The sequence below is a fragment of the Curtobacterium sp. MCLR17_055 genome (assembly GCF_003234305.1).
Lineage (GTDB): Bacteria > Actinomycetota > Actinomycetes > Actinomycetales > Microbacteriaceae > Curtobacterium > Curtobacterium flaccumfaciens.
On sequence record NZ_QKSX01000030.1, the window covers coordinates 1 to 21,089 of the forward strand.

Genomic DNA, 21,089 nt, shown 5'->3' on the forward strand with positions numbered 1-21,089 from the left:
TCCCCGCTCACCTGCCCGACGTGGTCGGCCCCACCCCGCCCAGCGCGGCCACGACGTCGGTCACGTCGGACTCGTCGTTCCACAGGTGGAACGCGATGCGCAGTCGCCCGGCACGCCCCGAGGCGGTGACGCCTGCGGCGGCGAGGGCCCGGAGGGCCGCCCCGTCGGCGTCCGCGAACGTCACGATCGCCTGCCCGTCGCCCTGCCCGTCGCCCTGCCGAGGCGCCCCGAGGGCGTCGCACAGCCGATCCGCGAGACCGGTGGCGTGCCTCCAGACCGCCTGCTGGTCGAGCGCGACCGCGTGCTCGAGCGCGGCCACGGCACCGGGCCACGCCTGCCAGGCCGGCGAGACGTCGAAGCGGCGCGCGTCGTCGGCCAGGTGCATGGCGGGGCCGTAGCAGGAGGACCACACGTCCGCTCCCGCGTACCAACCGGCCTGCACCGGGCGGAGCCGGCCGAGGGCGGTGTCGGAGAGCGTCATGAAGGCGACGCCGCGCGGAGCGCAGAGCCACTTGTAGGTGTGCGTGAGCGTCACGTCGAACGGGGCGGCGTCGACGGGCAGGACGCCGGCGGCCTGGGTGAGGTCGCAGAGGGTCAGGGCGCCGACGCGTCGAGCGGCGGCCACGACCGGGTCGGGATCGGTGACCACGCCGGTGGCGGACTGCACCGCGGACCACGCGACGAGGGCGGTGTCGGGCCCGACCGAGGCGGCGAGCCCGTCCAGCGGGACGCTCCGGACCCGGACGCCGCGGTGTGCCTGGGCGAGGAACGGGAAGACGACCGAGCTGAAGTCGCCGTCGGGGACGACCACCTCGGCGCCGTCCGGTAGCGCGTCGGCGACGACCGCGGCCATCACCGAGGTCTGCGAGCCCGTCGCGACGCGCTCCGCCGGGACGCCGACCAGCGCAGCGAAGAGCGCACGCCCCTGCTCGACCAGCGCGCCGTACCGGGCGGGCGACGTCTCGGCCCGCGACCACGCGTCGAGGTCGGCGCGCTGGGCAGCGAGGGTGCCGCGGGTCGGCAGGCCCGCGGTGCACGCCGCCAGGTAGCCGCGGCCGGCGGGGAAGGAGTCCATGCGGACAGCGTCCCGGTTCCCGACCCATCACACCAGGGCCGATCCGTTGTGCCACCGATAACATCGGATGATGGACGAGATCGATCCCCAGTTGCTCCGGGTCCTGCGCGCCGTGGCCGACGGCGGGTCGATCACCCGCGCTGCCGCCGCACTGGGGTCGAGCCAGCCGGCCGTCAGCCAGCTGGTGGCCCGGGCCGAGCAGCGTCTCGGGCACGCGCTGGTCCTGCGAGGCGGGCGGGGCGCGACCCTCACGCACGCGGGGCAGGTGCTCGCCGACCACGCCCTGCACGTCCAGGCCGCGCTGACCGCGGCGCGCGAGGACCTCGACGCCGTGGGCGGACTCAGCCGTGGCCGGGTGCGACTCGCCGGGTTCCCGAGCGCGTCCTCCGCCCTGGTGCCCGCGGTGCTCGCCCGGCTCGCCGCGACGGCGCCCGGCGTGACGACCTCGTACGTCGAGGTCGAGCCGCCCGAGGCACTCGACCTGCTGCGCGGCGGCGAGGTCGACGTCGCCCTGACCTTCACCTACCTCGGCGACGAGGTCGGGACCACCCCGGACCCGGGCCTCGTCACCCGGGCACTCGGTCGCGACCCGCTCGCGCTGGTGACGCCGGTCGAGCCAGGAGGCTCCGAGCGACTCCGCCCCGCCGGCTCCACCGTCGTGGACCTCGCGTCCCACCACGACGCCCGGTGGATCGGGGGCTGCCCCCGTTGCCGTGGGCACCTGCTCGCGTCGTGCGCGAGCGCGGGGTTCACGCCGGACATCGTGCTGGAGACGGACAACGCGGCCGCGGTGGTGGGGCTCGTCGCCGCCGGGCTCGGGGTGGCGCTGCTCCCCCGGCTGGCACTCGCGACGACGGTCATCCCGGCCGGTGTCGCGATCGACCCCGTGGACGACGAGCTGGCCCGGCGTGTCGAGGTCGTCGTCGCCCGTGGTGCCGACCGGGTGCCGAGCGTCCGTGCGGCGCTCGACGCGGTGCGCTCCGCCGCCCACCTGCTCGAGGGGCCGCTGCCGGGCTGAGGGGCCGGGCTGAGGGGCCGGGCTCGGGGGCTTGGGCTCGGGCTCGGGCTCGGGCTCGGGCTCGGGCTAGGCCGTCGGGGTGTCGACCGCGCCGCCGTAGCGTCGGTCGCGGCTGGCGTACTCCTCGATCGCACCCCACAGGTCGGTGCGACGGAAGTCCGGCCAGAGCCGGTCGAGGAACACCATCTCGGCGTAGGCGGACTGCCACAGCAGGAAGTTGCTCGTGCGCTGCTCCCCCGAGCTCCGGAGGAACAGGTCGACGTCGGGCATCTCGGGCACGTACAGCCGCTTCGCGAGGGCCTTCTCGGTGACCTGGCTCGGCTTCAGGCGTCCAGCGGCGACGTCCTCGGCCATGCCCCGCACGGCGTCGACGATCTCGTTCCGGCCGCCGTAGTTCACGCACATCGTCAGCGTGAGGACGTCGTTGCCCGCCGTCATCCGCTCGGCGGTCTCGAGCTCGTCGATGACGCTCCGCCACAGCCGCGGACGCCGGCCTGCCCACCGCACCTTGACGCCCCACTGGTGCAGCTGGTCACGGCGACGGCGGATGACGTCACGGTTGAAGCCCATCAGGAACCGGACCTCTTCCGGGGAGCGCTTCCAGTTCTCCGTCGAGAACGCGTACGCCGACACGTGCCCGACGCCGATCTGGATCGCGCCGGCGACGACGTCGAGCAGTGAGGCCTCGCCCGCTTTGTGCCCCTCGATCCGGGTCAGGCCGCGGCCGTTCGCCCACCGGCCGTTGCCGTCCATGACGATGGCCACGTGCTCCGGCACGAACCGGGCCGGGATCGCCGGGGGCGTTTCGCCGGTCCAGTCGATCGGGCGGAACGGTTCGACGTCGTCGGGGCGGCGGGGGCTCATGCGGTGGGGGCTCCTTCGACAGCGGGATCAGGGTCGGGCTCGGGCACGGCGGGTGCCGGGGTCGAGGCCACCGCACGTGCGGTCGCCTCGGGTCCGCCGTGGGTCTGCGGCACCGGCATCGGGTGTTCGGAGCGGTCGACGTGCGGCAGGGACCGGAGCGATCGTTCCAGGTGCCACTGGGCGTATGCCGCGACCACGCCGGAGGCCCGCGAACGCGTCCGCTCGTCCGTGGCGTCGACCGTCGCCCAGTCGCCGGCGAGCAGGGATCCGAGCACCCCGAGCGTCGCCGGGTCGAGCCGCGGCGTGCCCGGGGGCGCCGCACGGTCGGCGACGACACCACCGAGCTGCACCACGAACGCCGAGTGCGGGCCCGGCTCCCCCGTCACCGCACAGTCGCTGAACGAGGGCGCCCACCCCGCGATGCTCATCGCGCGGAGCAGGTACGAGTCGAGGGTCGCGCTGGACTGGTGCTCCCCGCGCGACAACGAGCGCAGCGCCCCGACGAGCAACAGGTACTGCTGCAGCCCCGCGTCGGCCTCGCTCAGTCGGTCGGCGGTCTCCACCATGGCGCTGGCCGCGGTGTACGCGCCGTAGTCGGCGACGATCTGGGCCCCGTACGCGCCGAGGGACTCCGCCTGGGTGACGATGTCGAGCGACCGGCCCTCGTAGAACTGGGCGTCGACGACCATGAACGGTTCGAGCCGGCTGCCGAACTTCGACGCCGTTCGTCGCACGCCCTTGGCCACGGCACGGATCTTGCCGTGCTGCCGCGAGAGCATCGTGACGATGCGGTCGGCTTCACCGAGCTTGTGGGTGCGCAACACGACGCACTCGTCCCGGTACAGCGGCATGCCTCCAGTATCCCCCGCCCCGCCGACAGCCGCGTGCGGCGCGGTGCGGGGCTCGGGGGTGCCGAGTGGAATCGGGCGTACCTGGTCGGAAGAAACGACCAGGTACGCCCGATTCGACCTGCCATCGCGCGTGACGGGGGAACGACCGGGCACAGACAGGAGGCGCAGTGCGGGACGGACCCGCACCGCGCCTCCTGGGCTGGTTGCGTCTCAGGCGGAGACGAGCTCCGGCGCGTCGGCGCCGGCCGCGGCACCCGCGCGCACCGCGCGGTTCACCGCGGACACGATCGCCTTGAGCGACGCCGTCGAGATGTCGGCGTCGATGCCGACGCCCCACAGACGCACGCCGTCGACGTCGAGCTCGACGTAGGACGCGGCCTTCGCGTCACCGGAGGCGCTCATCGTGTGCTCCGAGTAGTCGTACAGCGTGACCTGGACGCCCTGCTCGGCGAGCACCTTCAGGAACGCGTCGATGGGACCGGTGCCGACGGCCTCGGCCGTGACCGCACCCTCGTCGACCCGGAGCGCCACGGACAGCGAGGTCGTTCCCTCGAAGTCGCTCGACGTCGCCGTCTTGGTGAGCTCGTACCGGCCCCACTTCTCGTCGTCGATCGACGCGGGCAGGTACTCGTCCTGGAACACGTCCCAGATGCGCTGCGACGAGAACTCGCCACCCTCGGTGTCGGTGTGCCGCTGCACGACTCCGGAGAACTCGATCTGCAGCTTGCGGGGCAGGTCGAGGGCGTGGTCGGTCTTGAGCAGGTAGGCGACGCCGCCCTTGCCGGACTGCGAGTTGACACGGATGACGGCCTCGTACGAGCGGCCGATGTCCTTCGGGTCGACGGGCAGGTACGGCACCGCCCACTCGATCTCGTCGATGTCCTTGCCCGCGGCGGCGGCCTTGGCCTTCATCGCCTCGAAGCCCTTGTTGATGGCGTCCTGGTGCGAGCCGCTGAACGCCGTGTACACGAGGTCGCCCGCCCACGGCTGGCGCTCGGGCACCGGCAGCTGGTTGCAGTACTCGACGGTGCGCTTCACCTGGTCGATGTCGGCGAACGAGATCTCCGGGTCGATCCCCTGCGTGAACAGGTTCATCCCGAGGGCGACCAGGTCCACGTTGCCGGTGCGCTCACCGTTGCCGAACAGGCAGCCCTCGATGCGGTCGGCGCCGGCCATGTAGCCGAGCTCGGCGGCCGCGACCGCGGTGCCGCGGTCGTTGTGCGGGTGCAGCGACAGGATGACGTCCTCGCGGTGGGCGAGGCGGCGGGACATCCACTCGATCGAGTCGGCGTAGACGTTCGGCGTGGCCATCTCGACGGTCGCGGGCAGGTTGATGATGACCTTGCGCTCGGGCGACGGCTCGAAGACCTCGAGGACGGCGTTGCAGATCTCCAGTGCGACCTCGAGCTCGGTGCCCGTGTAGGACTCCGGCGAGTACTCGTAGTAGATCGTCGTGTCGTGCTGCAGCGTGGCTTCGGCCGCCTTGCAGAGCTTCGCACCGGTGACCGCGATGTCCACCACGCCCTGCACGTCGGTGCGGAAGACGACCTCGCGCTGCACGATGCTCGTCGAGTTGTACAGGTGGACGATGGCCTGCTTCGCGCCGTCGATCGCCTCGTAGGTGCGCTGGATGAGGTGCTCGCGCGCCTGGGTCAGCACCTGGATCGTGACGTCGTCGGGGATCGCGCCCTCGTCGATCAGCGACCGGACGAAGTCGAAGTCGGTCTGCGAGGCGCTCGGGAACCCGACCTCGATCTCCTTGTAGCCCATCCGGACGAGGAGGTCGAACATCGCCCGCTTGCGCTCGGCGTCCATCGGGTCGATGAGGGCCTGGTTGCCGTCACGCAGGTCGACCGCACACCAGCGCGGTGCCTTGTCGATGCGCTTCGTGGGCCAGGTCCGGTCCGGCAGGTCGACGGTGATCTGCTCGTGGAACGGGACGTACTTGTGGATCGGCATCCCGGAGGGCTGCTGGGTGTTCTGCATCGTTCTTCGCTTTCGTCGCGTGTTCGTGAGCTGTTGTGGTGCGGCCACGACGGACTCCGCGACGAGGTGGGCCGGAGTGTCAGGCCTCGTCGCGGCAGCGAAGGAGGAGGAGTGCCGAGTACATCGAGACCCACGGTAGCACCGGTGTACCACGCTGGCGCAAGCTTGTGACGCGGGACTGCCCGCGGCTTCCGAACGGGGTGCCGGGTGGTCGAGACCAGCCGCGGGCTGGTCGCCGAGTGGTCACGTTGTGTCGCCCGGGCCGCGTCCAGACGACGGTTCGTGACACCTCGGCGGACGTGAGCGGCGTGGCGGGGCCGGGCAGGGCACGTCGGCGCGACCCCACGACGGACGGGAGGCCCGGTGCCAGCTGGCACCGGGCCTCCCGTGTCGTCGCATGGCGTGACCAGGGCGACGCGTCAGTCGACCGCGAGCGCCTCGGTCGGCGGGACGCGCATCGCGCGCCGCACCGGCGCGATGGTGGCGACGACCGCCAGGACCAGCGCGCCGATCACCACGATGCCGATGGTCAGCGGCGGCAGCACCGGCGCCACGGGCGTCCCGAGCGAGCCGAGGAGCGTCTGCCCGCCGACCCAGCCGTACAGCGTGCCGAGTGCGAGCCCCGCGACGACGGCCGCGACGACCATCTGCACGGCCTCGGTCACGATCATCCGTCGGACCTGTGCACCGGTCAGACCGAGCACCCGCAGCAGCCCGAGTTCGCGTCGACGCTGGAGCACCCCGAGCGCCAGGGCGTTGACGACCCCGACGGCGGCGATCACGGCGGAGAACCCGACGATCACGCTGACGACGGCGTTGATCTGCACGAAGAGGTCCCGCTGCGCCTCGATCATCTCGGGGGTGGCGCTCCCGGCGCTCATGGCGCGCATCTCGGTCTCGAGCACGTGCTGCATGATGCCGAGCGCGACCGCGAAGGTGACGAGCAGGGTGACGCCGATGACGAGCCCGATGGTCGCCCGCGAGGACCGCCCCGGCGCCCGCATCGCGTTCCGTCCGGCGAGCAGGACGACGGGGTCGTGCGAGCCGATGCGGCCGATGAGCTGCAGCACGGGCGGCATCACGATCGTCGCCCCCACGGCGACCCCCGCGAAGGACACGAACCCGCCGAGCGCCGCCGGCAGGACCGCGACCGGGGACAGCGAGCTCACCGCGAGCCCGAGCAGCATCAGCACAGCACCGCCGGCCATGAGCACGATCGACCAGACCTTGCGGGCCGTGCCGGACCGGACGTCGTCGTGGCTCGGCTCGACGGACGACGACAGCGCTTCGAGCGGGGTGACGGTGAGCACGCGGCGCGACCCGGCAGCGAAGGCACCCCAGGTGGCGAGGACGACGGCCACGACCGGCAGGACGAGCTCCCACGGCAAGTACGTGTACTCGGCGTCGGGCAGGACCCCGTTGCCCCGCAGGACGATGACGAACAGGGCCGAGAGCGCGGTCCCCACGACGGCGCCGACGACGCCGCCGAGCACGCCGACCACCAGGCCGGTGCGGGTGATCCGCGCCCGCAGGGTCGCACCGGTCGCGCCGACCAGCCGCTGCAGGGCGATGATGCGGGTCTGCCCGGCGATCAGGGTGGCGCAGGTGTTCGCGGTGACGATCGCGCCGACGTAGAGCGCGATGCCGAGGAACAGCCACCCGACCACCGACAGGATCGCCTTGATCGGGCCGAGGTCGGCGACCCCGGCGGCTCGGAGCGCCTCGGTCACGATCCCCGGCGCGATGACGAGGGCTGAACCGAACGTGGTGCCGAGGGCGGCGACCAGGACGGTGGGGGCGAAGGAGCGGATGCCGTTCACGCTGCTGCCTCCATCCCGAGCATCGTCGTGGAGATCGCACCGGCGTCCATTGCGGGGCGGTCGGCGACGATCCGGCCGTCGGCCAGGAACAGGATCCGGTCGGCGTTCGCGGCCGCCACCGGGTCGTGCGTGACCATGACGACGCTCTGGCCCCACTCCTGGACGGCACCGCGGAGGATCGCGAGCACGTCGCGCCCCGTGCGGGAGTCGAGCGCGCCCGTCGGTTCGTCGGCGACGACCACCGCCGGCCGCGAAGCGAGTGCCCGTGCGATGGCGACGCGCTGCTGCTGCCCGCCGGAGAGCTGGTGCGGACGATGGGTCAGCCGGTTGCCGAGCCCGAGCATCTCGACCAGCCGGTCGATCCAGGCGGTCTCCTCACGCGAGGGCTTGTGCCCACCGAGCAGGAACGGCAGCCGGATGTTCTCGCTGACGTCCAGCGTCGGGACGAGGTTGAACGACTGGAACACGAAGCCCAGCCGACGACGACGCAGCTCGGTGAGGTCCTTGTCGCCCAGAGCCGTGATGTCGACGCCGTCGATCTGGATCCGACCGGTGGACACGGCGTCGAGGCCGGCCGCGACGTGCATGAGCGTCGACTTGCCGGACCCGGACGGGCCCATCACCGCGGTGAACTCCCCCGCGCCGATGTCGACGCTGACATCGTCGAGCGCGGTCACACGTCGGGCGTCGTCGCCGTAGTGCTTGGACACGTGGTCGAGGCGGATGATCGGGGCGTGGCTCGTGGTCATGCATCCACGATGACGGTCAGCGGTCCTGTCCCGCGTCGCCCGGTCGGCTCCTGTGGATCGTCCGCTCGGCTCGGTTGCCTGTGGAGGGGTCATCCCCGCGGATGACCCGGCCTCAGTCGGCCTTGGTGACGAGCCCGTGTTCGTGGGCGAAGACGACGAGCCGCACCCGGTCGCGGAGTTCGAGCTTCGTCAGGACCCGCGAGATGTGCGTCTTCACGGTCGCCTCACTGACGTACTCGTGCTGGGCGATCTCGCTGTTGCTGAACCCCCGGGCGGCCAGGTCGAAGATCTCGCGCTCACGCGGGGTGAGGTCGGCGAAGGCCGCGGGGACGGCGGCGGCGCGGCCGACCGAGTCGTCGTACCGGCGCAGGAGCTCCCGCGTGGCCGACGCGGCGAACACCGCGGTGCCGGCGTGCACGGTCCGGACCGCCGCGAGCAGGAACTCGGGGTCGGCGTCCTTGAGCACGAAGCCGCTCGCACCGGCGCGGATGGCCTTGGCAGCGGCCTCGTCGAAGTCGAACGTGGTCAGCACGAGGACCTTCGCGCCGTCGGTGCCGGACTGCTCGACGATGTGACCGGTCGCCGTGATGCCGTCCATCACGGGCATCCGGACGTCCATGAGCACCACGTCGGGACGGGTCCGCCGGACGAGTTCGACCCCCTCGGCACCGTCGCCCGCATCGCCCACGAACCGCAGGTCGGGCTGCGAGTCGATGAGCATCCGGATGCCGGTGCGGAACAGCGCCTGGTCATCGACGAGGGCGACGCGGATCGAGTGCTCGTCGGTCGGGATCGTGGTCATCGGGCGGTGCGCTCCTGCTCGGTCGGGGTGATCCGGCCCCGGGGCATCTGCCCGCTGGCCGGGACGGTCGGCATCCGGACGGCGACCGCGAAGTCGTCCCCTCGGGCCCCGGCGGTCATGGTGCCGCCGGTCATCACGGCGCGCTCGCGCATGCCGACCAGGCCGTGGCCCGTGCCGGGGCCGCGGACACCATCGTCGGCACGGCGGTTCACGACGGCGATCTCGACCGTGTCCGGCCGGTAGGTCAGGGCGGCACGCACCGGGCTGCCGGGCTCTCCGTGCTTGTACGCGTTCGTCAGGCTCTCCTGCACGATCCGGTAGACCGCGAGCTGCGTGGTGGTCGGCAGCCCCGCGGGATCGCCCTCGCGCTCCACGCGCACATCGAGCCCGAGCTGCCGCATCTCGTCGACGAGCCGGTCGATGTCGTCGATCTCGGGCGTCGGCGCGGTCCCCTGCTCGTGCCGGAGCGCGCCGAGGAGTTCGCGCACGTCGCCGAGTGCGCGCCGGGCCGTGGCCGAGATGGTGCTGAGGGCCTGGTCGGCCACCGCGGGGTCGGCCTTCAGGGCGTACCGGGCGCCGTCGGACTGCGCGATGACCACCGCGAGCGAGTGCGCGACGATGTCGTGCATGTCGCGGGCGATCCGCACGCGCTCCTGCTCGACCGCGACGGCCCGGTCGGCCCGCGCGGCGTCACGTTCGGCGAGCAGCTGGGCCTCGCGACTCATGCTCGCCGAGCGACGGGTCCGGACCACGAGTCCGGCGAGCCACGGCAGCAGCAGCAGGAGCAGGACGACGGCGAAGAACGAGAGCGTGACCTGCAGGGACTCCTGCAGTGGTGTGGAGGCGGTCTCGTAGGTGAGCCGGTTCTGGTAGTCGTCGAAGCCCATGTACGCGGCCGCGGCGACGGACCCGACGATCGCCGACACGAGCCCGGCCAGCCGTACACGGCGGCTGCCGTACGCACTCGTCGTGTACATGACGCCGGCGATGAACGCGTTCGACACGTCCGGTACCTGCAGGGTGACCATCTCGAAGACCGCGAACACCCACGCCACGGTCAGGGCGAGCCCGGGTGACAGGCGCCGGAGTGCCAGGGCGGCGGTCATCCCGACGACGGTGACCACGGACAACGGCCCGTCGATCCCGCGCCCGCTGGCGACCAGCACGAGGCCGCCGAGCAGCACGGCGATCAGCAGGTCGGTGATGACCTGCGCGCGCAGCATGGGACGGAACACCCGTCCACGGTACGGCCGGCCACTCGTCCCCGCGTCCCTCGCCCGGATGACCCGGGGTGCGAACGGCGGACGGTCAGAAGCCGAGGCGTCCGAGCTGCTTCGGGTCACGCTGCCACTCCTTGGCCACCTTCACGCGGATGTTCAGGTAGACGTGCCGGCCGCCGAGCAGCGACTCGATCTCGACGCGGGCCCGCGAACCGACGTCCTTCAGGCGCTCGCCCTTGTGTCCGATGACGATCGCCTTCTGGCTGTCCCGCTCGACGAACAGGTTCGCGAAGATGCGCAGGGGGCCGTCGGCGTCCTCGTCGGCGTCGGGCTCGACGATATCCTCGATGACCACGGCGAGCGAGTGCGGCAGCTCGTCGCGGACGCCCTCGAGCGCGGCTTCGCGGATGAGCTCCCCGATGCGCTCCTCGTCGGTCTCCTCGGTCACGGCGCTCGAGTCGTACAGCTGCGGCGACTCGGGCAGCAGGCTCGTGACGACGCCGAGCAGGTCTTCGAGCTGCATGCCCCGGGTGCCCGAGGTCGGCACCACAGCGTCCCAGTCGCGGAGCTTCGAGACGGCCAGCAGCTGCTCACCGACGCGGTCCTTGGAGGCGCTGTCGATCTTCGTGACGATCGCGATCTTCTTGGCGCGCGGGTACTGGTCGAGCGTGTCGTTGATGAACCGGTCACCGGGACCGACGGGCTCGTTCGCCGGCACGCAGAACCCGATCACGTCGACGTCGCCGAGGGTGGACTGCACGAGGTCGTTGAGCCGTTCGCCGAGCAGGGTGCGCGGACGGTGCACGCCCGGGGTGTCGACGATGATCACCTGGCCGTCGGGCCGGTGCACGATCCCGCGGATGGCGCGCCGGGTGGTCTGCGGCATGGACGAGGTGATGGCGACCTTCTCGCCCACCAGGGCGTTGGTCAGCGTCGACTTGCCGACGTTCGGGCGGCCGACGAACGAGACGAAGCCCGCGCGGTAGGGCTTGTCCGAGCCGGCCTGGGTGGTGTCGGTGTCGGTCATGCGTGCGTGGTTCCCGTCGTGGTGGGTTCGGCGTCGTCGAAGGCGTCCTCGACGTCGGCCAGGGCATGGGTGCGCTCGGCGAGCACGGTGATGAGGTGGCGGCGCTTGCCCTCGACCCGGTCGGCGGTCAGGACGACCCCGGACACGGTGACGGTGTCGCCGGAGACCGCCAGATGTCCGAGCTCCTTGGTGAGCAGGCCACCGGCGGTGTCGACGTCGTCGTCGTCGAGCTCGATGCCGAACAGGTCGCCGAGCTCGTCGATCGGCAGTCGGGCGGAGATCCGCCAGATGCCCGGTTCGACCTCGGTCCGGTCGACGACGGCGCGGTCGTACTCGTCGGAGATGTCCCCGACAAGCTCTTCGATGAGGTCCTCCATGGTCACGAGCCCGGCGACTCCGCCGTACTCGTCGACCACCAGCACCAGGTGGTTCTTGGCGACCTGCATGTGCCGCAGGGTGTCGTCGGCGTGCTTCGACTCCGGCACGAACTCGGCGGGCCGCAGCAGCCGGCTGACCCGCTCGCTGCGGGACGCCGGTCGTTCGTACAGCGACCGCGCGACGTCGCGCAGGTAGAGCACGCCCCGCACGTCGTCGCTGTCCTTGCCCGTCACCGGCATCCGGGACACTCCGGCGGCCAGGAACTGCTCCATGGCCGCGGCCAGCGTCTCTGCGCCGTCGACGGTGAGCATGTCCGTGCGGGGCACCATGACCTCGCGCACCAGGGTGTCGCTGAACTCGAACACCGAGTGGATGAGTTCGCGGTCCTCGTCCTCGAGCACGTTGCTCTCGGTGGCCTCGTCGACGAGCGAGAGCAGCTGCTCCTCGCTCGACACGGTGGAGGCGCTCCGGCCGCGGCCGGGGGTGACCCGGTCGCCGATCCGGACGAGCAGCCCGGCCAGCGGACCGAGCACGATGCGGACCCCACGGACGATGCCGCCGGTCGCACCGATCAGCCGCTCGGCGTGGGCGCGTCCGACGCTGCGGGGGCTCGACCCGACCAGGACGAACGACACCGCGGTCATGATCGCGGCGGAGAGCACGAGTGCGAGCCACCAGCTGTCGAAGGCGCGCACGAGGGCGATCGTCACGAGCACCGCGGCCGCGGTCTCGGCGAGGACGCGGAAGAAGTTCAGCGCGTTGACGTGCGCCCCGACGTCGTCCGCGATCGCCTCGATGGCGCGGCGGCGCTTGTTGCCCCTGGCGATCTCCTCGAGGTCGGCACGGGAGACCACGGAGAGCGCGGCGTCGCTCGCGGCGAGGAGCCCGCCGAGCACGACGAGCCCCAGCGCCACCGCGAGGAGTCCGGCGACGACGACCACCGGCTACCGCCCTCGGTGCTGGGCGGCGAAGGCGGTCAGGATCTCGCCCTGGATGCCGAACATCTCGGCCTTCTCGTCGGGCTCGGCGTGGTCGAAGCCGAGCAGGTGCAGGATGCCGTGGCAGGTGAGCAGCAGCATCTCGTCGGTGCTCGAGTGCCCGGCGGTCTTCGCCTGCTCCTCGGCCACCTGCGGGCAGAGCACGATGTCGCCCAGCAGCCCGGCCGGCGTGGGGTCGTCCTCGGTGCCGGGACGCAGCTCGTCCATCGGGAAGCTCAGGACGTCCGTCGGACCGGGCTCGTCCATCCACCGCACGTGCAGCTGCTCCATCGCGCCCTCGTCGACCAGCACGATCGCGAGCTCCGCATCGGCGTGGACGTGCATCGCGTCCAGGGCGAAGGCGGCGAGCCGCTGGATCGCGGCCTCGTCCACCTCGACGCCGGACTCGTTGTTGAGCTCGATGCTCACCGGGTGCCTCCTCGGGCGTCGTTCTGGGGGTACGGGGGTCGTGCGCGGTCCAACGGCGGGCGTCCACGGCGTTCGGCGCGGTTGGCGCCGTCGGGGTTGCCGACCGGGGCGGTGCCACGGCCACCGGGGCGCTGCCCGGCCTGCTCGGCGAGGCGCTCCTCGTCGTAGACCGTGTAGGCGTCGACGATCCGGCCGACGAGGGTGTGGCGGACCACGTCCTCGCTGCCGAGACGGGCGAAGTGGATGTCCTCGACCTGGTCGAGGATGCGGGTCACGAGCCGGAGACCGGAGACGTTGCCCGGCAGGTCGACCTGGGTGATGTCGCCCGTGATGACCATCTTCGAGCCGAACCCGAGCCGGGTCAGGAACATCTTCATCTGCTCGGGCGTGGTGTTCTGCGCCTCGTCGAGCACCACGAAGGAGTCGTTGAGCGTCCGGCCGCGCATGTACGCCAGCGGGGCGACCTCGACGGTGCCTGCCGCCAGGAGCTTCGGGACCAGCTCCGGGTCCATCATCTCGTTGAGCGCGTCGTACAGCGGGCGCAGGTACGGGTCGATCTTGTCGGTCAGCGTGCCCGGCAGGAAGCCGAGCCGCTCGCCGGCCTCGACCGCGGGACGGGTGAGGATGATCCGGTTGACCTCGCGCCGCTGCAGTGCCTGCACGGCCTTGGCCATCGCCAGGTACGTCTTGCCGGTACCGGCCGGACCGATGCCGAACGTGATGGTGTGCTCGTCGATCGCGTCGACGTAGGCACGCTGCCCGTCCGTCTTCGGGCGGACGGACTTGCCGCGGCTCGACACGATCGGGGTGCCGAAGGTGTCGGACGGCTTGCGGTCGTCGTCGAGGATCCGTGCCGACATCGGGATGTCGGCCGGGCCGATCTCCTGCCCGCGCCTGACCATGCCGACGAGCTCGTCGACGAGCGCCTTCGCGCGGGCGACGTCGCGCTCGGGCCCGGTCAGCGTGACCTCGTTGCCACGGACGACGACCCGGACGCCCGGGTACTGGCGCTCGACCGTCTTGAGCAGACGGTCCTGGGGGCCGAGCAGCTGCACCATGGCGATGCCGTCGACCTGGAGCGAGACCGAGACGGGCTCGTCGTCGGCGGCGGTGGGCTGTACTGGTTCGTTAACCGGCAAGGGTGCCTTCCTGCAGTTCACCTGCGAGTACGTGCGCGTGCACGTGGAACACGGTCTGACCGGCGGCTTCGCCGGTGTTGAAGACGAGTCGGAACTGGCCGTCGGCGCGCTCGTCGGCGATGCGCTGCGCGGTGGCGACGACGTGGGCCAGCAGGTCGGGGTCGCCCGCTGCGAGTTCGCCGACGTTCGCGTACTGCTCGGTCTTGGGGACGACGAGCACGTGGACGGGAGCCTTCGGGGCGATGTCCTCGATCGCGATCACGCGGTCGTCCTCGGCGACGATGGTCGCCGGGATCTCGCGCGCGATGATCTTGGAGAAGACGCTGGGCGTGCTGCTGCTCATGACTCCATCGTAGGACGCGCCCGACGGCGTGGTCCGGCTCACCAGCGGCCCAGTCGCGCCTGCAGGACAGCGAGTGCCGCCGGTCCGGCGGTGGACGTGCGGAGCACGCTGTCGCCGAGTCGGACCCGCACGGCACCCGCGGCCTCGAGCCGGTCGAGCTCCGCGCCGTCGATGCCGCCTTCGGGGCCGACGACGAGTGCGATGTCCTCGGCCTCCGTCGGGGGTGCCCAGGTGGCGAGTCGCACGGTCGCGGTCGGGTCGAGCAGGACGAGGGCGGTCCCCTCCCCGAGCGCGGACACGAGCTGTCCGGTCGTCACCAGCGGCGCGACGACGGGCACGCGCGGTCGGATCGCCTGCTTCGCGGCCTCGTGCGCGATCGCTGCCCACCGGGCACGGCCCTTCTCGACCTTCGCGCCGTCCCACCGGGAGACGCTGCGCGCGGCCGACCACGGCACGACCCGGTCGACGCCGATCTCGGTCGCCGCCTGCACCGCCATCTCGTCACGGCCGCCCTTCGCCAGGGCCTGCACGAGGGTCAGCGACGGGCGCGGTGCATCCTGGTGCTCGACGGTCTCGACCGCGAGCTCCAGCGTGTCCTTGCCGAGCGTGGTGACCGGCCCGGACACCACGGTGCCCCGACCGTCGGCGATCCGCAGGACCTCACCGACCCGGACGCGCGCGACGGAGACCGCGTGCCGGCCCTCGGCGCCGTCGAGCGACACCGGGTCACCGACGGCGACGCCGTCCAGCGAGTCGACGAGGTACAGCGACGCCATCAGTGGTTGAAGAACCGGTCGCGGAGCTTGCCGAACATGCCCTGCTGGAACCGGGCGAGCTGCGGGGCGGTGGTCTTGTGCGACTTCGCGAGCTGCTCGACCAGCTGCCGTTCCTTGTGGGACAGCTTGGTCGGGGTGACGACCTGCACGCCGACCCGCAGGTCACCGCGGCCGTTCCCGCGCAGCTTCGTGATGCCGCGGTCCTTGATGACGAGGACGTCGGCACTCTGCACGCCGGGCCGGATCTCGAGCTCGACCGGACCGTCGAGGCCGTCGATCGTGGTGGTCGTGCCGAGGACGGCGTCGGTCATGCCGACCTCGAGCGTCGCCAGCAGGTCGTCGCCGTCACGGCTGAAGACGTCGTCGTGGCGCACGCGGATCTCGAGGTACAGGTCGCCGGACGGACCGCCGGCCGGACCGACCTCGCCCTGGCCGGGCATCTGCAGGCGCAGGCCGGAGTCGACGCCGGCGGGGACGTCCACCGGCACGGTGCGACGTGCGCGGACGCGGCCCTGACCCTGGCAGGTCGGGCAGGGGCTCGGGATGACGGTGCCGTACCCGCGGCAGGTGCCGCACGGGGCGCTCGTCACCACGTTGCCCAGGAGCGAACGGACCTGGCGCTGGATGTGCCCGGAGCCGCCGCAGATGTCGCACGTGCGCGGGCTGGTGCCCGGTGCGCAGCAGGAACCGTGGCAGGTCTCGCACAGCACCGCCGTGTCGACCTCGACGTCCTTGTGGGTGCCGAAGACGACCTCGTCGAGGTCGACCTCGATGCGGAGCAGGGCGTCCTGGCCGCGCTCGGCACGGCTGCGCGGGCCCGAGCCACGGCCGCCGCCACCGCCACCGCCGAAGAAGGCGTCGAAGATGTCGCTGAAGCCGCCGGCGCCACCGCCGAAGGGGCTGTCGGCCTGCGGGCCGGCGTCGTACCGGCGCCGCTGCTCGGGGTCGCTCAGCACGTCGTACGCGTGCGTCACGTCCTTGAAGCGCTCGGCGGCGTCGGGTGCCGGGTTCACGTCCGGGTGGAGCTCACGCGCCAGGCGGCGGTAGGCCTTCTTGATGTCGGCATCGGAGGCGTCTCGCTGGACGCCGAGGACGTCGTAGTGGTCTGCCACGTATCCCTCAGTCGGTTGGGTTCGGTCGGTTGGTCAGTGTTCGCCCAGGAGCTTGGACAGGTAGCGGGCGACGGCGCGGACGGCCGCCATGTTCGTGCCGTAGTCCATGCGGGTCGGTCCGAGGACGCCCAGGCGGGCCACCTCGCCACCGGCCAGGTAGCCGCCGGCGACGATGCTCGTGGCGTCGAGTCCGTACTCGGCGTTCTCGACGCCGATGCTGGCCGCCACCGCGATGTCGTCCACCTGCATCTCCCCGAACAACCGGAGCAGGGTGACTTGTTCCTCGATCGCTTCGAGCACCGGGAAGAGGCCGCCGGAGAAGTCCTGCTCGCTCTTCGCCAGGTTGGCCGCACCGGCCATCAGCAGGCGGTCCTGCCGGTTCGCCGCGACCTGCTCGATGAGCGTGGCGACGACGACCCCGCCGAGCGTCTGGGCGTCGGGGCGGAGCTGCTGCGGCACGGCTCGGAGCGCGGTCGGGACGTCCTGCAGCAGGAGCCCCACGGTCGCGCCGTTCACCACGGTGCGGAGTTCGCCCAACGAGTCCTCGTCGAGCGGGACGTCGGTCTCGACCACGCGCTGTTCGACGCGGGCGGTGTCGGTGATGAGCACCACCATCAACCGGGCGTCACCGAGCCGGACGAGCTCGACGTGCTGCACCCGGGCGCGCACCATCGAGGGGTACTGCACCAGGGCGACCTGGTTGGTGAGCTGGCTGAGCAGCCGGACGGTGCGCCCGAGGACCTCGTCGAGGTCGTTCGGGGCGCCGAGGAAGGTCTCGATGGCGTGCCGCTGCGCGCTGGAGAGCGGACGGGCACCCGCCAGGTGGTCCACGAAGACGCGGTACCCCTTGTCGGTCGGCACGCGCCCGGACGAGGTGTGCGGTGCGGCGATCAGCTGCTCGTCCTCGAGCAGGGCCATGTCGTTGCGGATCGTCGCGGCGCTGACCCCGAAGGCGTGCCGCTCGACGATGGTCTTCGACCCGACGGGTTCACGCGACGCCACGTAGTCGCGCACGATGGCCTTGAGGACCTCGAGGCTGCGTTCACTGACCACGAGCGCCTCCTTTCCCGATCGACCTGGCACTCGGACGTGTCGACTGCTGATCCTACGCCCGACCGCTGACGGCCCGGGACTTCCGGGCGGTCGGCCGATACGCTTCCGCCATGACCTACGGACAGCAGCCCGACGGCCCCGGACCCGAGCAGCCCGGCGGCCCGTACGGCCACGGCCCCGGTGGCCCCCAGCAGCCCGGCGGGACCCAGTACCCCGGCGGGCCGCAGTACCCCGCCGGCTACACCCCGCCCCAGCCGATGAGCCCGGAGGACCAGCGCCTGTGGGCCACGCTGACGCACATCGGTGGCATCTTCTTCACCGTCGTCGCGCCGCTCGTCGCCTACCTGGTCCTCCGCGATCGAGGCGGCTTCATCCGGGAGCACACCCGGGTCGCCCTGAACTTCCACATCACGATGGCGATCGCGTACTTCGTCGGTTCGCTCACCTCGGTGTTCGGCGTCGGGTTCCTGATCATCCTCGCCGCTGCGATCGTGTCGCTGATCTTCAGCATCATGGCGGCGGTCGCCGCGAACCAGGGCCAGTTCTACCGCTACCCGCTCTCGATCGAGTTCATCAAGCAGTAGCGGCAGCGGCAAGCAGTGCGCACGCCCCTCAGTCGAGCAGCTCCCGCACCACCGCGTCGGCGAGCAGGCGACCCTGCAGGGTCAGGTCGATCCGTCCCCGCACCGCGGCCGACCCGTCCACGAGTCCGCGCGAGATGAGGCTGGCGACCCGGCCACGGGCCTCCTGGCGGATCTCGCTCGTCGCGAGTTCCCCGCGGACCCGCGCCGCCAGCAGCAGGCGCTCGACGTACCGCGTCTCGTCGTCGATGGTCTCGCGGCCGGCGGCCGGCGACTCCCCCGACAGCACCCGGTTCGCGTACGCGGCCGGGTGCTTGACGTTCCACCAGCGCGTGCCGGCGACTGCGGAGTGCGCGCCGGGGCCGACGCCCCACCAGTCGTGGCCCTTCCAGTAGGACAGGTTGTGACGACTCGCGTGCGCGTCGCCGCGCGCCCAGTTCGACACCTCGTACCAGGAGTAGCCCGCGTCGCCGAGCACCTCGTCGGCGAGCTCGTACATGTCGGCGGCCAGGTCGTCGTCGGGGGCGGGGAGCTCACCGCGGGCGACCATGCGGCCCATCGCGGTGCCGTCCTCGACGATGAGCGAGTACGCCGACACGTGGTCGGGCTCGCAGGCGATCGCGGCGTCGAGCGAGGTCCGCCAGTCGGCGAGGGACTCCCCCGGCGTCGAGTAGATGAGGTCGAGCGAGACGTCGAGTCCCTGCTGCTTCGCGAGGTCGACGACGACGGGGACCCGGAGCGGGTCGTGCGTGCGGTCGAGCGTGGCGAGCACGTGCGGCACGGCGGACTGCATGCCGTAGCTGATCCGGTTGAAGCCGCCGGCCCGCAGGGTCTCGAGCGACGCCGCGTCGACCGAGTCCGGGTTCGCCTCGGTGGTGACCTCGGCCCCGGGCAGGATGCCCCAGGTGTCGTCGATCGCACGGAGGATCATCGCCAGGTCGGACGCCGGCAGCATGGTCGGGGTGCCGCCGCCGAAGAAGACGGTCGACACCGGCCGCCGCGGCACACCGGAACGATCGAGCACGGTCGCGGCCCACTCGATCTCGCGCACGGCGTGCCCGGCGTAGTCGTCGCGACGGACGCCGCGGAGCTCCGACGCCGTGTAGGTGTTGAAGTCGCAGTAGCCGCAGCGCACGCGGCAGAACGGCACGTGCACGTACACGCCGAAGGGGACGTCACCGGCGGCGGGAGCAGCCCCCGGCCCGGCAGCGGAGCCCGCTGCCGCCCACGGGGTGATCAGGCCGTCCGCTGGTGCTGGATCGGCGATCGGGAGAGCACTCGGCATGGAGTCCATTGTCCGTCATGATGGGAGCCATGGAGCACCATCCCGTCCCCACCACGGTCCTGTGGGACATCGACGGCACCCTCGTGATGAACGCGTCGTCCCCGGGCAACCTCTACCACCTCGCCCTCGAGCGGGCGGTTGGCCGCGACCTCACCCTGCGGGTCGGACACCAGCACGGTCGGACCGACGCCGGGCTCATCGCCGAGCACGTGCGCGCCCACGCGTTCGAGGACACCCTGATCCCCTCGGTCAGCCGGCACCTGCACGACCTGACCGCCGAACGGCACGCCTCCGGCGACCACCGCAGCCCGGTCCCCGGGGCGAAGGCGCTCCTGACCCGTTTCGCCGAGCTCGGGTGGCGCAACGGCCTGCTCACCGGCAACTCCGAGTACCGCGCCCGGGTGAAGCTCACCGGGGCCGGGTTCGAGGCCGACGTCTTCGACTGGGAGCACTCGTACTTCGGCGACACCGAGGTCGAGCGGGCCGGGGTCACCCTGCGCGCCGCCGCCGAACTGGTCGGCACCCGGGCGGTCATCGTCGGCGACACCCCTCGCGACGGTGAGGCCGCGGACGCCGCGGGCATTCCCTTCCTGGCCGTGGCGACGGGTGTCTACGACGTGGACGCGCTGCGGCACACGAACGCCGTGACCGTCGCACGCGACTGCCAGCAGGACGCCGCCCTCATCGAGGACGCGATCGCCGCGCTCCCACCGCTCCGCTGAGGAGCGGGCTCGGGCGGGAGCGGGCGGGAGCGGGCGGGGTCGCGAGACCGCGAGCGACCGCGACCGCGACCGCGACCGAGCGGCCGCGACGCCTAGTCGCCCCGCAGCGCCGCCAGGTACTTCTCCGCCATGACCTTCTGCTGCCGCCGCACGAACGGCGCCACGAAGCGCCACTTCCGGCTCGCCGGCTGCGAGAACTGCCGGACCTGCAGCCACACCGAGCCGTCCGGGGTGCGCTCGAGGACGAACGACTCCTCGCCGGAGAGCGGGTGCCCCTCGAGCGTGCCGTAGGCGAACCCCTTGCGGTCGTGCTCGTCGATGATCGACACGACGCGCACCGGTGCCAGCACGGTCTGCCCGAACGCGTGGATCGTCAGCGTCGCGCTGGTGCCCGCCGTCAGCAGCGGGGTGCCGTCGGGGGCGAACTTCTCGACCCGGGGCGTCCCGATGGACGCCGGCGCGATCGGCACACCGTCGTCGTCGAACGTGACCGGGTTGTACCGGACCTCGTCGTCGTCGGGCTGCTCCTCGACGCGCACGCGGACACCGCTGCGCTCCTGGATCTGCCACGTCAGCGCCTGCACGACGGCGGTCTCGAACCGCTGGTCGCCGTGTCCGATCCGCGCGCGCGACTCGGCCGGCGTGAAGCCGTCCGGCGGGTAGGTCATGAGGTCCGACGCCTGGGTCGCCCCCACCGCGCCGTACGTCAGGGCGGTCCGGTAGCTCCCGCGGATGCTCATGCTGCCATGGTACTTGGGCGGGCCGCCCCGGATCGAACCGATCCACGCTCACCTCCGTCGGATCGGCCCGCCCGCCGTGCACCCCGAACTGGAGGCCCGACAACCGTCCGCCCCGGGGCTATCGTCAGCAGGTGCCCCACCC

Annotated in this window: 21 protein-coding genes; 3 read left to right on the forward strand and 18 right to left on the reverse strand. The window is 72.0% G+C overall.

The genetic code is table 11. The features are described 5' to 3' along the window. Positions 1-7: 7 nt before the first annotated feature. Positions 8-1,075: an aminotransferase class V-fold PLP-dependent enzyme gene (locus DEJ09_RS17590; protein WP_111089427.1), complete on the reverse strand. Its 1,068-nt coding sequence runs from the start codon at positions 1,073-1,075 to the stop codon at positions 8-10. 70 nt (positions 1,076-1,145) lie between these two features. On the opposite strand from DEJ09_RS17590, the gene DEJ09_RS17595 reads away from it, so the two are divergent. After that, entirely contained in the window at positions 1,146-2,093 is a 948-nt protein-coding gene (locus tag DEJ09_RS17595) for a LysR family transcriptional regulator (protein WP_258373949.1), read from the forward strand. Between the two features lie 66 nt (positions 2,094-2,159). Here DEJ09_RS17595 and DEJ09_RS17600 read toward each other — a convergent pair whose 3' ends face one another. The 15 genes from DEJ09_RS17600 to hrcA form a co-directional block, all read right to left on the reverse strand. Next, positions 2,160-2,957 (reverse strand): isoprenyl transferase, encoded by a 798-nt coding sequence (locus DEJ09_RS17600; RefSeq protein WP_071251399.1) that lies wholly within the window; start codon positions 2,955-2,957, stop codon positions 2,160-2,162. Next, positions 2,954-3,808 (reverse strand): DNA repair protein RecO, encoded by an 855-nt coding sequence (gene recO / locus DEJ09_RS17605; RefSeq protein WP_027465318.1) that lies wholly within the window; start codon positions 3,806-3,808, stop codon positions 2,954-2,956. Before recO ends, DEJ09_RS17600 begins: the two co-directional genes overlap by 4 nt. Positions 3,809-4,018: 210 nt before the next feature. Then, positions 4,019-5,794, reverse strand: a complete 1,776-nt coding sequence (gene leuA, locus DEJ09_RS17610; RefSeq protein WP_111089429.1) for a 2-isopropylmalate synthase — start codon at positions 5,792-5,794, stop codon at positions 4,019-4,021. Positions 5,795-6,213: 419 nt separating this feature from the next. Continuing rightward, complete coding sequence (locus DEJ09_RS17615) at positions 6,214-7,614, reverse strand: ABC transporter permease (RefSeq protein ID WP_111089430.1); 1,401 nt, start codon at positions 7,612-7,614, stop codon at positions 6,214-6,216. Beyond that, the gene (locus DEJ09_RS17620) at positions 7,611-8,363 is read right to left on the reverse strand and encodes an ABC transporter ATP-binding protein (RefSeq protein ID WP_111023148.1); all 753 of its coding nucleotides are present in this window, start codon (positions 8,361-8,363) and stop codon (positions 7,611-7,613) included. The genes DEJ09_RS17615 and DEJ09_RS17620 overlap by 4 nt, the downstream gene beginning before the upstream one ends. Before the next feature lie 112 nt (positions 8,364-8,475). Then, positions 8,476-9,165: a response regulator transcription factor gene (locus tag DEJ09_RS17625; protein ID WP_111089431.1), complete on the reverse strand. Its 690-nt coding sequence runs from the start codon at positions 9,163-9,165 to the stop codon at positions 8,476-8,478. Next, positions 9,162-10,400, reverse strand: a complete 1,239-nt coding sequence (locus DEJ09_RS17630) for a sensor histidine kinase (protein ID WP_111089432.1) — start codon at positions 10,398-10,400, stop codon at positions 9,162-9,164. The genes DEJ09_RS17625 and DEJ09_RS17630 overlap by 4 nt, the downstream gene beginning before the upstream one ends. 73 nt (positions 10,401-10,473) lie before the next feature. Continuing rightward, on the reverse strand, positions 10,474-11,412 hold the full coding sequence (gene era / locus DEJ09_RS17635; protein ID WP_111089433.1) for a GTPase Era: 939 nt from the start codon (positions 11,410-11,412) through the stop codon (positions 10,474-10,476). Continuing rightward, positions 11,409-12,731: a hemolysin family protein gene (locus tag DEJ09_RS17640; protein WP_110864648.1), complete on the reverse strand. Its 1,323-nt coding sequence runs from the start codon at positions 12,729-12,731 to the stop codon at positions 11,409-11,411. Before DEJ09_RS17640 ends, era begins: the two co-directional genes overlap by 4 nt. 3 nt (positions 12,732-12,734) lie before the next feature. Further along, positions 12,735-13,196, reverse strand: coding sequence for an rRNA maturation RNase YbeY (gene ybeY, locus DEJ09_RS17645; protein ID WP_017886675.1), 462 nt, complete (start codon positions 13,194-13,196; stop codon positions 12,735-12,737). Then, a complete protein-coding gene (locus DEJ09_RS17650) occupies positions 13,193-14,335 on the reverse strand; it encodes a PhoH family protein (RefSeq protein WP_111089434.1) in 1,143 nt (380 codons plus the stop codon). The genes ybeY and DEJ09_RS17650 overlap by 4 nt, the downstream gene beginning before the upstream one ends. Next, positions 14,325-14,678, reverse strand: coding sequence for a histidine triad nucleotide-binding protein (locus tag DEJ09_RS17655; protein ID WP_027465310.1), 354 nt, complete (start codon positions 14,676-14,678; stop codon positions 14,325-14,327). Before DEJ09_RS17655 ends, DEJ09_RS17650 begins: the two co-directional genes overlap by 11 nt. 38 nt (positions 14,679-14,716) lie before the next feature. Then, positions 14,717-15,454, reverse strand: coding sequence for a 16S rRNA (uracil(1498)-N(3))-methyltransferase (locus tag DEJ09_RS17660; RefSeq protein WP_111047134.1), 738 nt, complete (start codon positions 15,452-15,454; stop codon positions 14,717-14,719). Then, the gene (gene dnaJ / locus DEJ09_RS17665; RefSeq protein ID WP_017886671.1) at positions 15,454-16,566 is read right to left on the reverse strand and encodes a molecular chaperone DnaJ; all 1,113 of its coding nucleotides are present in this window, start codon (positions 16,564-16,566) and stop codon (positions 15,454-15,456) included. The genes DEJ09_RS17660 and dnaJ overlap by 1 nt, the downstream gene beginning before the upstream one ends. Before the next feature lie 33 nt (positions 16,567-16,599). Further along, positions 16,600-17,619, reverse strand: a complete 1,020-nt coding sequence (gene hrcA / locus DEJ09_RS17670; RefSeq protein ID WP_027465308.1) for a heat-inducible transcriptional repressor HrcA — start codon at positions 17,617-17,619, stop codon at positions 16,600-16,602. Between the two features lie 110 nt (positions 17,620-17,729). Here hrcA and DEJ09_RS17675 point away from each other — a divergent pair, with 110 nt between their 5' ends. Then, entirely contained in the window at positions 17,730-18,203 is a 474-nt protein-coding gene (locus tag DEJ09_RS17675) for a DUF4870 domain-containing protein (protein ID WP_309146906.1), read from the forward strand. Positions 18,204-18,231: 28 nt separating this feature from the next. Here DEJ09_RS17675 and hemW read toward each other — a convergent pair whose 3' ends face one another. Next, positions 18,232-19,485 (reverse strand): radical SAM family heme chaperone HemW, encoded by a 1,254-nt coding sequence (gene hemW, locus DEJ09_RS17680; protein ID WP_111089436.1) that lies wholly within the window; start codon positions 19,483-19,485, stop codon positions 18,232-18,234. A 29-nt stretch (positions 19,486-19,514) separates the two neighbouring features. Here hemW and DEJ09_RS17685 point away from each other — a divergent pair, with 29 nt between their 5' ends. Continuing rightward, complete coding sequence (locus DEJ09_RS17685) at positions 19,515-20,207, forward strand: HAD family hydrolase (RefSeq protein WP_181433410.1); 693 nt, start codon at positions 19,515-19,517, stop codon at positions 20,205-20,207. A 92-nt stretch (positions 20,208-20,299) separates the two neighbouring features. Here the strand turns inward: DEJ09_RS17685 and DEJ09_RS17690 are convergent, their stop codons facing one another. Then, entirely contained in the window at positions 20,300-20,947 is a 648-nt protein-coding gene (locus DEJ09_RS17690) for a DUF1990 family protein (protein WP_220034955.1), read from the reverse strand. Positions 20,948-21,089: the final 142 nt, after the last annotated feature.